Here is a 14515-nt window from a genome sequence, read left to right as displayed (position 1 = left end):
CTTGCTGGCGAGAACATCATTCTCAACCGGCAAACGCGTTTTTTTATTTTGACGGGAATTTTTTTATTTTTCAACGGATGTGGTTGAACTTGACTCTTTGGAGTCTGAATCCGTGCCCGATATATGTGTATGGGCAAGTAACGGATGGACGGAGACTGCGAAAGTTCCACTTCGTTTACCTTGGATAAGATAGATCAGCAAGAACACAATCATGAAGATGACAGAATACCGGTACATGTCCGTGTAGCTTGTCATGGAGGCGATCGCACCAAGCAGCAGAGCACCCGTAGCAATCCCCAAATCAAGTGTATTCAAGAACATGCCATTCGCCATCCCGCGCTGGGTTGGAGCTACAATCTGAATCATCCAGGTCTGCAGTGACGATTGCATGGAACCATACCCAATGCCATAGATAAATGCTGCGACAAATAAAATCGGCATGGACGTTGCAAAAGAGAGGATAGTCAGTCCGATCGCCACAAAAATCGCTCCAGGAATAAGCAGCGCTTTGGGTCCCTTGCTGTCATACAATCTGCCTGCAAATGGTCTGACTAGCAGTACAGCTAACGCGTTAAACAAGAAAAATAAAGCAGGGTTGGCCAGATTGGCCTCTTTGCCATATAACACAATGAATCCGACAAGTCCGCCATAGGTGATGGATAACAAACAATTCAGCACACTGGGCAAGATCAATTTTCGATTAAAAGGAATTTTCTCCTTCGTTCCGGAAACGTTCGCTACCGGCCCAGCTGAAGTTTGAGTTGAACCAGCCTGTGAACGTGCGGCTTTCTTACGTGTTAACGAATAACTGAGTGGATAGATGACCACGATCACGGCCGCTGTACACAGCATAAGTGTTACGAATCCTGAACCTTGCAGCAGCGTAACCCCGATAATGGGACCCATAGACATGGCAAGACTGGTAGATAACCCGAAATAGCCCATACCTTCTCCCATACGTTTAACCGGAATAATGTCAGAGGCCATGGTTGGGAACGCGGTACTGCTCATTCCGAAACCAACACCAAAAATCATGCGCAGCAGCAGCAGAACAGCTATGCCGGCAGCAAAATAATACCCGAGTGTAGCAAGAAGTGCTACAGACAGGCCGATGTAGATCATGGCATTGCGGAGGCCCTTTTCGAGTGCTTTGGCTGAGTATAGGCGTGCTGCAATTGCACTAAGTGCAAACAGACAGGTGAATAAGCTGACTTCAAATGCATTCGCGTGGAATCGTTCCTGTACGTAGGAAGGAAGAGGAGAAACAATCATATGCAGCTGTAGGAAAAGCAGGAAGTTACAGAGCATGAGCAAAATAAAATCGGTGGTCCAAAGTTTAACCTGTGTAGAACGGTCTTTCATATGAATTCATTCCCCCTTGAGATGTTCAGTTCTTTACAAGTTGCGATTGATGAGGGAAAGAGTATGTTTAAATGCTTCCATCTGGTCTTCGGGTATACCTTCAGCAAGTTCTTTATTCATTTCTCTTTCAATGGGAACCAGAATATCGATCAACGCTTTTCCTTCCGCAGTCAGATAGAGGAGATAAGCTCTGCGATCCTGTTCACTGGTCCGGCGTTCAACCCATCCCTTTTTCTCGAGTAGATCAATAATGCGTGCAGTGGTGGGTTGATCCTTCAGAACGCGACTCGCAACTTCCTTTTGGTTCACGCCTTCTCCCTTATCAATATTGAACAGAACAGAGAATTGCTCGGTTGTTATATCGTAAGGTTTAAAACGGGTCGCAAGTAAAGCAGCGGCTTTGCGATATGTGAAGCCCAGCATAAATCCGACAGATTTCTCTAGCGAATAGTCCATACGAACATAGTTCCTCACTTTCCTATTAATCATCTTCAAACGAATTACTTGTTATAACAACTATATGTGATGCAACCAATTTTGTCAAAGCAAATTGGAATAAACCACTTTCAAATTGGATTGTTCTAAGTTAGAAAATCCTGATAGAATGGAAGTGAACTGCATAGGTGGAAAGTTAAGGATTTCATCTTGGAATACCGAAGGTTATTCTGCTCCATTCGATGTGGAGCTAACAAGGAGAGCTGAGTATGCTGAAAAACATTCCTGCAATAATTTCTCCAGAACTGCTTAAGATTATGTCCGAGATGGGGCATGGGGACGAATTGGTGCTTGCTGATGGCAATTTCCCTGCAGCCAGCCATGCCAGGCATCTCATCCGTTGTGATGCGCTGGGAACCGTAGAGTTACTGGAGGCTATTTTGAGTTTGTATCCACTTGATACGTATGCAAAACGGCCTGCAGCCGTCATGCAGGTAGTAGAGGGGGATCAGGTCGTTCCGATTATATGGGAGGATTACCGCAGGCTGATCTTGGAGCATGAAGGCATCACAGACGCCTTTGATCAAGAAGAGCGATTTTCGTTCTATGAGAGGGCTTCTCGTGCCTATGCCATCGTTGCTACCGGTGAACGTGCCCAGTATGCTAATCTCATCTTGAAAAAAGGGGTCATTTTCCCTGATGTAAGTCCTGATACGCAAAATCAACGTATGGAATTAAAGTGATTTTCTATAGAGTGTTTAATCCATGGCGACGGAGCCACTTACGCTCCTGTTCGCCTTTTTTGCGTTATATCGGATTGTTCTGAGACAAGGGAAATCTGTACGTGTGAACTTATTTTGGTCCAAGGAGCGAAATATATTGCAAACTTTGATGCAGATGATGAATGGTAGATGGTTGTAATTGCCTTAAAATAAATAGAGTATATGAAAAATCATTCCGTGGTTAAGGGGGAAGAAACAAATGATGTACCGGGTTAGACGGGCAGGGGTTGATGATGCCCAGCAGATAGGTGAATTATTTAACCAGTACAGAGTGTTTTACAACCAGGTTTCTGATAGGGAGAGGGCCGTAAAGTACATTCAGGAGCGTTTGAGCAAGGATGAATCTGTTATATGGATGGCAGAATCGGATTCCAAAAAGGAACCTGGACTTGGGAATATTGCCGGGTTTGTTCAGTTATATCCAAGCTTTAGTTCAGTGTCCATGGGGTCCATATGGGTGCTAAACGATTTATTTGTACATAAGGATCACCGCAAGCAAGGTATAGCTCGCAAGTTGATGCAGGCTGCACAAACCTTCGCCAGCGAGACAGGGGCGATTCGAATAACCTTATCCACAGCGATTAACAATACACAGGCACAGGCATTATATGAATCAGAGGGGTATGCGAAAGATGACCACTTCCTGTATTATGAACGTAATGTGTGATTAACCTGGAATAGGTATATTCGAAGTAGAGTGATTGGGGAGGGACTAACGCAAAATGATGCAGTGGATCGCCATGATCACGATGTTGATCGATCATATAGGGGCTGTCTTTTATCCGCAGGTGGAGGAACTGAGGATCATTGGGCGGATTGCTTTTCCCATATATGCATTTGCTGTCTATATCGGGTATAAGCATACACGTAATGTACAGAAATACATCTGGCGTCTTTTTTGGATCGCTGTGCTCTCCCAAGTCCCTTTCATGGCGGCATTTAATCACCTGTCATTAAACGTCGTATGGACCCTGTGGTCGTCCCTGCTGGTTTTGCTGGTACTGGACAAACTGCCGAACCGATTACTGGGTATCCCGATAGTTATTGGGGCAGGTATAATTATGGAAATAACGGCTATGGATTATGGCATGTATGGACTGCTGCTAGTACTGTTATTCCGGTACTTCCAGGGACCCATACTTGTGCTGGGGCATGTTTTGTTAACGGCTCTGTATATCCAGCTGTACAGCAGTTCGGTGCAAATGTACAGCGTAGTGGCTACGTTAGGCATTGCGATTGCGCAGTATTACGGGGCAGGTTTTCGTCTGAAAGGACCAAGGTGGATCTGGCGTTATTTTTACCCGGCTCATCTTGCCATTATTGCTATTATTCGCTGGACATAAAAACAAATAAGCCACCTTGCTGTCAGAAGTGACGGCCGGGTGGCTTGTTTGTTTTTTTTTTTATAAATGAATGGTCCTACTCCACAATATGAGATGTGGTAGAGTCAAGCTGCGGCTGATTAGCAGCAGGGAAATATCCAATGTTAACTGCATATTGCAGCATGCTGGAGATGAATGAGTCATCTGCTTTTGCACAGTGAATTCCGGCTGGCTCCACATACGCTGTTGTTACCGGGCAGGCATATACATAGGCTGAATCCTTCGCACCGTCACCTTCCAATTGGGCAATGGCGAGCTGCAGGGCCTCTGGATCCTTGCTGATGGATGAATCGAATAACCAGCTGGTATATTCATCAAAAGGCAGCGTTTCGACTTCATATCCCGCACGATTGATGGAAGCAATCAAACTATCGTAACGGATCGACTCGGGATTACAAATGTGGAATACCCGTCCAGCCGTGTCATCACGCAGAGCCAAATGCACGATAGCCTGGCTTGCATAATCAATCGGTGTGAAATCAACCAACCATTCGGCAGCAGGAGCTTTGCCGAGAAGGAGCATCGCTTTGATCATTCGGTAGAAGGCATTGCTGTCGATGTTGGACTGGAAGCGTCCCGTTTCCGAATGACATGTCAGGTTACCCGCACGATAGATGCTTACCGGTACACCTTCCTCTGCTGCAATCATCAATACTTTCTCCGCTTCAAGTTTGCTGTCAGAGTACAGGTTCTCTACATGCAGATCTGCCGGGAAACGGTCATACTGAAGGGATGATTCCCATTGTCCACTGAGTGCCAGATCTTCCGGTATGCCCATGGTAGAGACATGATGGAAGGAAGCGCCGGGTTTGCTGCGAATCAGATTCAGCAGGGCTTCCGTACCCTCTACATTGGTTTTGGCAAACTGTTCAGCATCTCCAAAGTGTCTTACGTCTGCCGCACAGTGAATTACTCGATCAATCCGGGATTGTACCTTACTGGTTTGCTCAGCGGTTAAACCGAGGTTAGGCTTCTCCAGATCTCCCTCGATAATCTCCACACGTGAAGCGAGAAGTGCACTGATCTCAGGCCCGAAATATCCCTCCATAACCTTGCTTAAACGCTGCATGGCTGTATTACCGTCAGACGGACGACGGACAAGCGTATGGATTGTCACATCCGAATGAAGAAGGAGCTGCTGCAGCACATGTGAACCAAGGTAACCTGTAGCACCTGTTAACAGAACATGCTCCGGCTTAAGGATCTCAGGGTAACCCAGTTGGGATGCCAATTCGACCGGATGCTCTGCCAGTTGGGTCATCACGCCAGTGTGCTCAGCGGATGGGGCAGTTTGCTCAGTAATCTGCACAAGTGACTGTACCCGAAGTGCCAGGGAACGAATGGTTTTCTCTGCAAAGAAGTCGGCAATCTTCAGCTGTGGATAGTGCGGCTTCAAAATAACCAGGACATGGATTACTCGCAAGGAGTCGCCACCGATCGTGAAGAAGCTGTCTTCGATTCCAAAGTCGCTGTGTCCGAGAATTTCTTTCCAGGCATTGAATATAATCGCCTCGGTCTCTGTCTCAGGCATGACCCGATCCGGCCGATTTTCATGTCTTTCTTCGTTTGGTAGCGATACCATCGCTTTCCGGTGAATTTTGCCGGTAGGTGCGATAGGCATTTCATCAAGCTGACAGATCCATTTCGGTACAAAATAGGATGGAAGTTTGTCTGCCAATTGGGCTTTAATATGATCTACGGATAGAGTGGTTCCGTCCTTAGAAGTGAAATATCCCACAAGCATGTTCTGACCGTCCGATTCTTTCTTGGGAATGACCACAACATCTTGAATCCCTTCAAGGCGAGCAAAATGATCCTCAATCTCACCAATTTCAATCCGATGACCGCGGATCTTCAGCTGTGAATCACTACGTCCGACGTATTCCAGCAACCCGGTATCAAGCAGCTTGGCAATATCACCCGATTTGTAGATTTTCTCATCGATTGCAAAAGGATTATCAATAAAGGCTTGCTCTGTACGTTCTGGTTGATTCAAGTACCCTTTCGCCAGTGCTGGGGTAGCAATATATACTTCACCAGGCACGCCTACAGGGCAGAGCTGCTGCTCTTCGTTGACGATATACACTTTGTAGTTATGAATCGGTTTACCAATCGGAATGTTAGCCACATGATCCGGGACCTGTTCACTGATCCGGTGTGTCGTTGTCGCCACAGTACATTCGGTAGGCCCGTATACATTGACGATGTCGATCTGGTTACCAAATTTGCGCTGAAAGGCGCGCACCTGTTCTCCGTAGAGGGCTTCGCCCGCAACGGTAATAATTCTAACTTTGGCCAGCTTGTGGAACCCTTCGTCTGACAGATAGGATGCAAGCTGGTTAAAGAAGATCGTAGGCAGGATCGTAATAATCGTTGTGCCTGTGCGCTCGATTGCCGTGGCGAACTCCTCTACAGATACACGTTCCTCGGCAGATAGCAGATACAATTCTGCTCCATAGAACAGTGCACCGATCGTATCCCAGACGGAAGCATCGAAGCTGTATGTAGCAAACTGAGTCAAAACGTCCCCGGCTTGAATGTCACAATCGCGCTGCACGACACTTCCAAGGTTGACAACCCCGCGATGGGCGACGAGTGCGCCTTTGGGTTTGCCTGTGGATCCGGAGGTGTAGATGATGTAAGCGAGATCGTCTGCCTGAATATCCAGATTAGGATTACTTGCTGCAAACCCGGCCAGGCGTCCATCCACAGCCAGAATTTGACGTACGGTAGGAATACCTGAGAATAACCGTGAAGCTTCTGCTAGAGAGGACTCTTTGGTTAAAACAAAAGAAGAAGCCGTATCTTCCACGATATAACTATTGCGTTCCTGTGGATGTTCAGGGTCAATCGGAACGTAAACACCGCCTGCCTTCAGAATGCCGAGCAGGGAAATGATCGTTTCCAGACTGCGTTCCATGAAGATGCTGACGAACTCACCCTTTTGCAATCCGTTGGATAACAGTACACGTGCGACTTGATTGGCACGTTCGTTCAATTCTCTGTAGCTATACCGACCGAATGGGGACGTGATCGCGGGCGAATCGGGATACTCGGCAGCCGTAGCTTCGAACCAGCCATGGATGGTCTGATGCTCAGGTTCAGACACACAGGTATCATTCATCTCGCGATACAGCGTCCGGTCAGAGGCGGACAAAATGTCCACGGAGCCAATGGTCACGTCTTCATCCCGAATCATCGAGAGAAGCAGGGTTTGATAGTACTCAGCATATCTCATCACGGTTGCTTCTTTCAGAAGGGATGAATCAAAGAACAAGTCGAGCGTATATACATTCTGCTCCTCACGGATACTCCAATTGAGCACCTGCGGAGCCTGAGGAAGCTGAACACTATTAAACATAAACAAGGTTTCCGGGTAAGCACCCGGCTGCATCGAATCTTCTTTTTCTTGCAAAAGGGTAATTTGACGAATTAGCTCACGGAAGCTCATCTTGCCATGTACCTGCAGCAGCAGAACTGATGCAGAACGATCCGGATCAAGCGTGCCAATGCCTAACTCCTGTTCTCCTGATAACCGGAACAACAAGGCAGCATATGCCGACAGGAGCGCGTTATAAATCGACGTTGAGCCATACTTCTGAGTGAGTTCACGGCTCTGTGTTGGCTGCAGCTGTATATGAGCTGATTCATACGAAAATGATTGTTGACGGCGCCCAAAATCCAGTGGAATCTGGAGAACTGGCAACTCAGATTCCACTGTCTGGGAAGATGAAGAGTGATGATCGATCACGTCTATTTTCCTCCTTAATTATAACATTCGTTTTATCGTTTTTTAGGACTTGCTTACATTAAAGTGAGAGATCAATTCCTGTAATTCCTCGGACATGCTGTTCAAACGGGTGGAAGAATCAACAAGGGTAGACAGGGAAGCCTTCTGGTCATCGACGGAAGCGGCAATACGCTCACTGCTTTCTGCTGTTTTGCTAACGCTGGCAGACAAATCATCTGCGGTAGCAGTCATTTCCTCTGTACTTGCAGAGATTTCTTCTGTAGCACTGGAAACTTCCTGAATCTGATTCGATACTTTCTTCGCAGCTTCCAGAATATCTTCAAACAACTTTCCTGTCTGATCTGCAACGTCAAGTCCGGTATCGACTTCTGCCGTACCTTTTTCCATTGCACGGACAGCTTGTTTAATCTCGGTTTGAATCTCGTCAATCAATACAGCGATCTGGCTTGTGGATTGTTCGGATTGTTCGGCGAGCTTACGAACTTCACCAGCAACAACGGCAAATCCTCGGCCCTCTTCACCAACACGAGCTGCCTCAATGGATGCGTTCAAAGCTAGCAGGTTGGTTTGGCTGGAAATGCCGGAGATGATGTTCAGGATATCTCCGATTTCCTGTGAACGGCTCTCCAGAACCTGGATTGCTGAAGCCGTATTCTTCACGGATTCCGTAATCAGTGTCATTTGCTGAGACACTTGGCGTACAACCGTGTTACCCTGTTGGGAACGGCGTTCCATTTCATAAGCTTCATCAGCTACATTAGCGGAACTGCTGGCAATCGTTTGAATGACAGTCGCCATTTCGGCCATGGCACGGGCACTATCAATACTTGCCTGTTCCTGTCCACGGATGTTGGAGGTGATTTGCGTTACATTGCTGTTGATGGTATCAGCGTTCTCGCTGTTTTTCTCAGATACCTCATACAGCTCTTTGGCTGATTGGTTAACCTCTTGAGAAGTGACTTGCACTTTAACGATAGTGTCATTGATTTTGCGAACCATCGTGTTGAACTTCTCGTTTACTAGTCCGAGGTCGTCTTTTCCTGTCGGAATGTTGACATTCAAATTACCCCGGCTAACGTCATCGATACCTTTGATCAGGTGACGAATTGGGGATAGCGTATTTTTAACTACTAGGTATTGGATAATCAGGAACAACAGAAGGAAAGCAACCAGAATGATGATACCGTTTTTAAGCAGTGATTTCAGTCCGGCAGGAACTGCTGTTGCATCTGCGTCGACTGCAAAGTAAGAGAAGATTTTGCCGTTGCTGTCCTTGATCGGATAAGCGATGGTTGTCCATGTACCAAAATCATCTGAATAGAAAGTCGTGAAGGTTGGACGGTCCGTATTAAGCATTTCTTTTAGTGCATTCGCCACAACAACAGGTTGTTCATACATGTCGCCAATATTAACATTATCGCTCTGGAATGCTTCTCTCAGGTTGGTCGGCATGGCTATGAGAGAAGTTTCTCTTTTCGTATCTCCGCCTAGCTCTACACCAAAGATATAAGCTTGGGCAATATTCGGGTAGTATTCTTGCATTTCATCAAAATAAGCACGCAACTGGGTTTGCACTTTTCCATCATAACTGCCTTCCGCAATAGCTGCCTCTACGTCGGCTGGGTTGATTCCCTCTGCCCACTTTTTAGTGATTTGTTCTACTTGTCCATGCAGCTGGTCTACAAGAACCGTCTTTTGGAAGTAATAGCTGCTCGCAATAAGTGCAACCCCGATAATAATGATGTTGGTGAATGAAAGTAATAAGTTTTTTGAGAAAAAGGACATGCTTTTCCAACTAAATGATTTCACTAAATTCCACTCCTGATCTTCTTGTAATTAACAAACCTTTTATTTGCTTGCATGAATGCAGCTAATCAAGTCATTTGTTGATCCCCCTCCAGAGCTTATGTATGAGACCATGGTCTTGGGTTCGCAGTCTTAATGCAGAGACTTTTGTACCTCATAATCCGTAGGTGTCTAATTATTAAAACACATCTCTACTTAATATGTCGTATGAAATGTGGTTAAATTGAATAGTTTCGTTAAAACTTTTTTAATAATTTACATATTTGCGGACATAACACTTATTACATAGGTATTTAGAACTGTTTATTTGGAGAAATTTCCATTTTCTAGTCCCCGTCTTTATTTTATATCAGGCTGATACAAAAAAACACTTTAAACCTTGGAAATGACTCCTTCCTTGAAAGTTAGTGTAATCAGCAGGAACGGCCTTTTGTCTATAAAGGAGAACCTAGTATGGCAGATTTCTTATACCATTTTAACTAACGATAAACTTACATAGCAGGAAATGGCGAAATCCGGGATTTGTCGTTAGATCAAATTTCCTGCTGCATGGCATTCGGCATGGATATACATCGGAAGCGGTTTTATCTATAATAAAGACAGTGTGCATTTTTCAAATCATAAGCAGGCGGGGGTTTATTTTAGATGAATCTGAAAAAAATTGCAGCAGAGCGGGCGGCAGAATACATTCAGGATGGCATGAAGGTTGGACTCGGAACAGGCTCAACGGCATATTTTGCGATATGCAGACTGGGAGAGCGTGTACGCGAGGGGCTGCAAATCCAGGCTGTGGCGACTTCGGAAGCTTCGGACAAGCTGGCTCGCGAGTGGGGAATTCCGATCATCCCGTTCGACCAGATTGGAAGGCTGGATATTACGATTGATGGTGCAGATGAGGTTGATCCTGATTTCAATCTGATCAAGGGCGGCGGCGGAGCTCTTTTACGTGAAAAAATCGTGGCGGCTAACAGTGATAAACTCATTATAGTTGCTGATGGCAGCAAGGCGGTTCAACAATTGGGTCAGTTTCCACTGCCGGTAGAAGTGGTTCCTTTTGCATCGGAATGGACCTTCCAGGCGCTGGAGAAGCTGGGCTGCCGACCAGAATGGCGTATGAATGAAGATGAGCGCTACCTTACGGACAACGGAAATCTGATTGCGGATTGCCGGATGGAATCCATCGTAAACGCGGCTGAGCTCAATGTACAACTTAACATGCTGCCAGGCGTAGTTGATAACGGTTTGTTCGTTGACATGGCCGATACGGTGATTCTGGCCAAAGATGACGGTAGTATTGATGAGCGCCATCGTTCCTAAGATCGATCAGATGATTAAAGGATACATGTGCTTGGCTTATTGATTGTAATAACTTGTTTTGAGAAGTGCTGTGTGAGGGATGTAAACGCTGCTTGGCATCGAAGCGCAGCCTGAATTTGCAAACAATTGACGGAGGATTATGGAAATGCCGAATACGGAGGACAATCGGGAACTATCTTTGCAATTATTTGTGGTTCTCGCCCGAGCTTACAATTCCGTTACATCAAGGTCCAATCGTGACATCCAGAGTCATGGACTGAATACAACAGAATTCGGGGTACTGGATTTGTTATATCATAAGGGCCCACAAGCCTTGCAAAAAATCGGAGAGAAAGTGCTAATGTCCAGCGGGAACATAACCTATGTAGTGGATAAACTGCAAAACAAGGATTTGCTGTTTAGACGTGCATCCAAGGAAGACCGCCGTGTTATTTACGCGGAATTGACGGAAAAGGGAAGAAATCTATTCACCCAAATATTCCCTGGACATCATCAGGTTATCATTGATGCAATGGAAGGTTTAGAGCCATCGGAAAAAGCGGATGCCATTCGCCTACTGAAGAAACTAGGACTTGCTGCTGAAGGGAAAACCGACTTGCGTCCATAACGCAGGCCGGTTTTTTTGTGTGAAAAAAAGGGGCATGTACTGGCTGGGTGACTTGCAGAAATGCTCATAATATAGGAAAATTGTTCTAATATGCAGCTCCATATGAAACGTTTCTCCTTGGGGTTCATGTATAATAATATAAGCATTTCCCGATCAATAGCTGATTGAAATCGAATCGACTCTTATCGAGGATATTCCATCATGGTTGATACGATTGCACAGCAAGAGGAGGGATAACATAATGACCCATCAGGAAGCTGGGGAACACTTGCTGAAGGCAGCAGGTGGGCTGGCTGATAAAATAACGGAGAAGCAGTATACGCTGCAACCTGAGTTACTTGAACGTTTTGGTGAAAATGGTAGAATGCGCACTCAACAGGATTCGCAATATAGTTTGAATTATTTGGCTGAGAGTGTTCTGGTTAAGAGTCCTAACCTGTTTACTCATTATATATCTTGGCTCAAAACACTGCTGGCAGGTTATCATGTTTCGGCGGATGATCTGGCCATTAATTTAAATCTAATTAAAGAGACGTTGGAAGAAGAGTTTGATGATGCATCCAAGTCACTTGTTCTAGATTATCTGGAAATGGGGATCTATCAGATCCAGCATCACGAGGCAGCACAAGGATTCGTCAACGAATCTTTTCCATATGGCCATGCTGCCAAATCTTATTTGCAGGCGCTTCTGGATAGCAGACGCCAAGAAGCTTTTAGCATTATTGAAGCCGAGCTGGAAAGCGGAGCAAGCATTCGTGATATTTATCGTTATATTTTTCAACCCACTCAATATGAAATAGGCCGCTTGTGGCAGCTTAGCCAGATTAGTGTCGCTCAGGAGCACTTCTGTACGGCAGCCACACAGGCTATTATCTCGCGGCTGTATCCCCGCTGGTTAATCCATGAGTCACAGCAAAAAAAGCTGGTTGCAGCCTGTGTAGGCAGTGAGCAGCATGAGATCGGTTTGCGTATGCTTGCTGACGTGTTTGAGATGGAAGGCTGGGATACGTATTATTTGGGGGCAAATGTTCCGAATGGCAGCCTGCTTGAGGCGATCGAGCGCCATAAGGGAGATGTGGTCGCTATTTCAGTAACGATGACATTTCATCTTCATCTTGCCAAAGAACTTATCCAAATGATTCGTAATCACCCGGCTACCTCGCATGTGAAAATCATGGTAGGAGGTTATCCATTCAACATTGATCCGGAGTTATGGAGGACCGTTGGGGCAGATGGTTATGCTCCTGGAGCTGATGAGGCTGTTGCCGTTGCAGAAAGTCTGCTGGCTCAGCAATCTGCCAACTGCAACGTTGGTATGATTCGCGAATAGAGAGGAATGACGCAATGTCTAATGAAGCTGGCGAGATCGAAAAGCTGCGTGAAACGATTGAGCATTTATCTGATCAGATTATTCGCAGTAAGGAACAGGAAGAGCGAATTCTTGGTGAATTCTCCGAAATGAACAATGAACTGGTGACCCTTCAGCGTCAACTTGCTAAAAATAACGCAAGTCTGGATGCCGCTCGAAAAGAAGCAGTATCCGCAGGGGAATCCAAGAGTTCATTTATAGCCGTAATCAGCCACGATTTCCGTACACCCTTAAATGGAATATTAGGCATGGCTGAACTTTTGCAACAGTCTTCACTGTCCGAAGAACAGCAGCATTCGGTCCAAGTGATTCAAGAAGCAGCGAGACTTCTGCTGAAGCTTATTCAGGACCTTCTGGACTTTTCCAAACTGGAAGCAGGTCAGATGCGTCTTGAAATGGGAGATGTCGAACTGGAGCCTACGTTTAATTACATCGTTCGTTTGCTGGAGCCCAAGGTGATTCAAAATGGGAACAAACTGGCCGTGGAATGTGATCCCCGAATTTCCGGGGTTCTTGAGGGAGACTCCACACGAATTACACAGGTTTTGATGAACCTGATTCAAAATGCCAACAAATTTACAAAAGAAGGGTCAATACGTATTCAAATTGTCCTGGTTCGGGAAGATGAGAACTCACAATGGATCCGGTTTGAGGTAAAGGATACGGGAATTGGAATCGCCGAAGAAGATCAGAAAACCTTGTTCCAACCCTACGTTCAAACGGAAAAAGGCCGTTCCAAGGAATATGAAGGAACAGGCCTGGGGTTATCCATATGCCAGTCTCTTGTGAGGTTAATGGGCGGTCAGATTGGAGTCATTAGTCAAGAGGGCCAGGGCTCGACATTCTGGTTTGAAATTCCAATGGGACGCAAGACAGAACCGGTAAAAGCCACAGTCCCGACGGGACAAGATACATTGCATGACTCTGGCGCCTTACTACAGCAACCCTATTCTCGGCCAATCCTGCTCGCAGATGATAATCTAATTAACCGTCAGGTTGTTTTGATGCAACTGAAGAAACTTGGGATCACCGAGGTCGATTCGGTTTCCAACGGAGAAGAGGCTGTTGCGGCCTTTCTTAGCAAGAGGTATGGAATCATACTGATGGATAACATGATGCCGGTTATGGATGGACTTGAGGCAACACGCAAAATAAGAGCCATGGAGCAGGATGAAATGCGTCATGCCATTCCGATTATTGCGATGACAGGCAACGTCATGGATGGAGAGAAAGAAAAATGTTTTGAAGCTGGAATGAATGATTTCATTGGCAAGCCGTTTACACTGGAATCCTTAAAAAACGTAATTCAAAAATGGCAGCATCCCTCGGAACCTCGGGAAGTGCTGAATATGAGCATAGTCAAAGAGATTGGCGAATTGAACAGCGACGGTGAACAGTCGATACTTGAAATGCTGCTGGACATGTATCGTAACGAAACACCTGGCAAAATTGAAGTACTTCGGAGATACGTTGTTTCCGGAGACCATATTGCAGCTGCGGAATGTGCCCATGATCTGAAATCCGGCAGCTTGAGTCTCGGAATAGAATATTGTTCGACGCTTTTTGCCAGGATTGAACAGCTCGCTAAAACAGGTCAGGTGAGGAAGGCTGAGCCATTGCTGGGTGAATTGATACCAGCATACCAGGAAGCCTGTGAAGCTTTGGAGAAGGTAATCATTTAAAAGGTTTGCTGTCTTAACGAAA

At 45.8% G+C, this 14515-nt stretch carries 11 protein-coding genes; 7 read left to right on the top strand and 4 right to left on the bottom strand.

Features of this window, described 5'->3' with window-relative positions; genetic code table 11:
* Positions 1 to 63 precede the first annotated feature (63 nt).
* Positions 64 to 1362 carry an MFS transporter gene (locus CHI14_RS08035; RefSeq protein WP_095287904.1) on the bottom strand — a complete coding sequence of 433 codons (1299 nt, stop codon included), beginning with the start codon at positions 1360 to 1362 and terminating at the stop codon, positions 64 to 66.
* Between the two features lie 33 nt (positions 1363 to 1395).
* Positions 1396 to 1818 carry a MarR family winged helix-turn-helix transcriptional regulator gene (locus CHI14_RS08030; protein ID WP_095287903.1) on the bottom strand — a complete coding sequence of 141 codons (423 nt, stop codon included), beginning with the start codon at positions 1816 to 1818 and terminating at the stop codon, positions 1396 to 1398.
* A gap of 248 nt (positions 1819 to 2066) precedes the next feature.
* Between CHI14_RS08030 and fucU the strand changes: the two genes are divergently transcribed.
* The 3 genes from fucU (at position 2067) to CHI14_RS08015 (ending at position 3922) form a co-directional block, all read left to right on the top strand.
* Positions 2067 to 2540, top strand: a complete 474-nt coding sequence (gene fucU / locus CHI14_RS08025) for an L-fucose mutarotase (RefSeq protein WP_095287902.1) — start codon at positions 2067 to 2069, stop codon at positions 2538 to 2540.
* A 238-nt stretch (positions 2541 to 2778) separates the two neighbouring features.
* Entirely contained in the window at positions 2779 to 3246 is a 468-nt protein-coding gene (locus CHI14_RS08020) for a GNAT family N-acetyltransferase (RefSeq protein ID WP_212676984.1), read from the top strand.
* Between the two features lie 55 nt (positions 3247 to 3301).
* Positions 3302 to 3922 carry a TraX family protein gene (locus CHI14_RS08015; protein WP_249281043.1) on the top strand — a complete coding sequence of 207 codons (621 nt, stop codon included), beginning with the start codon at positions 3302 to 3304 and terminating at the stop codon, positions 3920 to 3922.
* A gap of 76 nt (positions 3923 to 3998) precedes the next feature.
* On the opposite strand, the gene CHI14_RS08010 is transcribed toward CHI14_RS08015, so the two are convergent.
* Together CHI14_RS08010 and CHI14_RS08005 are read right to left on the bottom strand one after the other, a co-directional pair.
* Complete coding sequence (locus CHI14_RS08010; RefSeq protein ID WP_095287901.1) at positions 3999 to 7712, bottom strand: non-ribosomal peptide synthetase family protein; 3714 nt, start codon at positions 7710 to 7712, stop codon at positions 3999 to 4001.
* Between the two features lie 42 nt (positions 7713 to 7754).
* Positions 7755 to 9497 carry a methyl-accepting chemotaxis protein gene (locus CHI14_RS08005; protein WP_095287988.1) on the bottom strand — a complete coding sequence of 581 codons (1743 nt, stop codon included), beginning with the start codon at positions 9495 to 9497 and terminating at the stop codon, positions 7755 to 7757.
* A 666-nt stretch (positions 9498 to 10163) separates the two neighbouring features.
* On the opposite strand from CHI14_RS08005, the gene rpiA reads away from it, so the two are divergent.
* The 4 genes from rpiA (at position 10164) to CHI14_RS07985 (ending at position 14493) form a co-directional block, all read left to right on the top strand.
* Positions 10164 to 10835 (top strand): ribose-5-phosphate isomerase RpiA, encoded by a 672-nt coding sequence (gene rpiA, locus CHI14_RS08000; RefSeq protein ID WP_095287900.1) that lies wholly within the window; start codon positions 10164 to 10166, stop codon positions 10833 to 10835.
* Positions 10836 to 10980: 145 nt separating this feature from the next.
* A complete protein-coding gene (locus CHI14_RS07995) occupies positions 10981 to 11442 on the top strand; it encodes a MarR family winged helix-turn-helix transcriptional regulator (RefSeq protein ID WP_095287899.1) in 462 nt (153 codons plus the stop codon).
* A 241-nt stretch (positions 11443 to 11683) separates the two neighbouring features.
* On the top strand, positions 11684 to 12772 hold the full coding sequence (locus tag CHI14_RS07990) for a cobalamin B12-binding domain-containing protein (protein WP_095287898.1): 1089 nt from the start codon (positions 11684 to 11686) through the stop codon (positions 12770 to 12772).
* Between the two features lie 14 nt (positions 12773 to 12786).
* Positions 12787 to 14493 (top strand): hybrid sensor histidine kinase/response regulator, encoded by a 1707-nt coding sequence (locus tag CHI14_RS07985; protein ID WP_095287897.1) that lies wholly within the window; start codon positions 12787 to 12789, stop codon positions 14491 to 14493.
* Positions 14494 to 14515 lie beyond the last annotated feature (22 nt).

This window comes from Paenibacillus sp. 7516, assembly GCF_002272715.1.
Taxonomy (GTDB): domain Bacteria; phylum Bacillota; class Bacilli; order Paenibacillales; family Paenibacillaceae; genus Paenibacillus; species Paenibacillus illinoisensis_A.
The sequence above is the reverse complement of the archived record's forward strand: the minus strand, read 5'-3'. Positions and strand labels throughout refer to the sequence as shown.

Bases quoted from the DNA above. Each gene is read 5' to 3' on its own strand.
- CHI14_RS08035 (WP_095287904.1), bottom strand. From the start codon at position 1,362: ATGAAAGACCGTTCTACACAGGTTAAACTTTGGACCACCGATTTTATT.
- CHI14_RS08030 (WP_095287903.1), bottom strand. From the start codon at position 1,818: ATGGACTATTCGCTAGAGAAATCTGTCGGATTTATGCTGGGCTTCACA.
- fucU (WP_095287902.1), top strand. From the start codon at position 2,067: ATGCTGAAAAACATTCCTGCAATAATTTCTCCAGAACTGCTTAAGATT.
- CHI14_RS08020 (WP_212676984.1), top strand. From the start codon at position 2,779: ATGATGTACCGGGTTAGACGGGCAGGGGTTGATGATGCCCAGCAGATA.
- CHI14_RS08015 (WP_249281043.1), top strand. From the start codon at position 3,302: ATGATGCAGTGGATCGCCATGATCACGATGTTGATCGATCATATAGGG.
- CHI14_RS08005 (WP_095287988.1), bottom strand. From the start codon at position 9,497: ATGTCCTTTTTCTCAAAAAACTTATTACTTTCATTCACCAACATCATT.
- rpiA (WP_095287900.1), top strand. From the start codon at position 10,164: ATGAATCTGAAAAAAATTGCAGCAGAGCGGGCGGCAGAATACATTCAG.
- CHI14_RS07995 (WP_095287899.1), top strand. From the start codon at position 10,981: ATGCCGAATACGGAGGACAATCGGGAACTATCTTTGCAATTATTTGTG.
- CHI14_RS07990 (WP_095287898.1), top strand. From the start codon at position 11,684: ATGACCCATCAGGAAGCTGGGGAACACTTGCTGAAGGCAGCAGGTGGG.
- CHI14_RS07985 (WP_095287897.1), top strand. From the start codon at position 12,787: ATGTCTAATGAAGCTGGCGAGATCGAAAAGCTGCGTGAAACGATTGAG.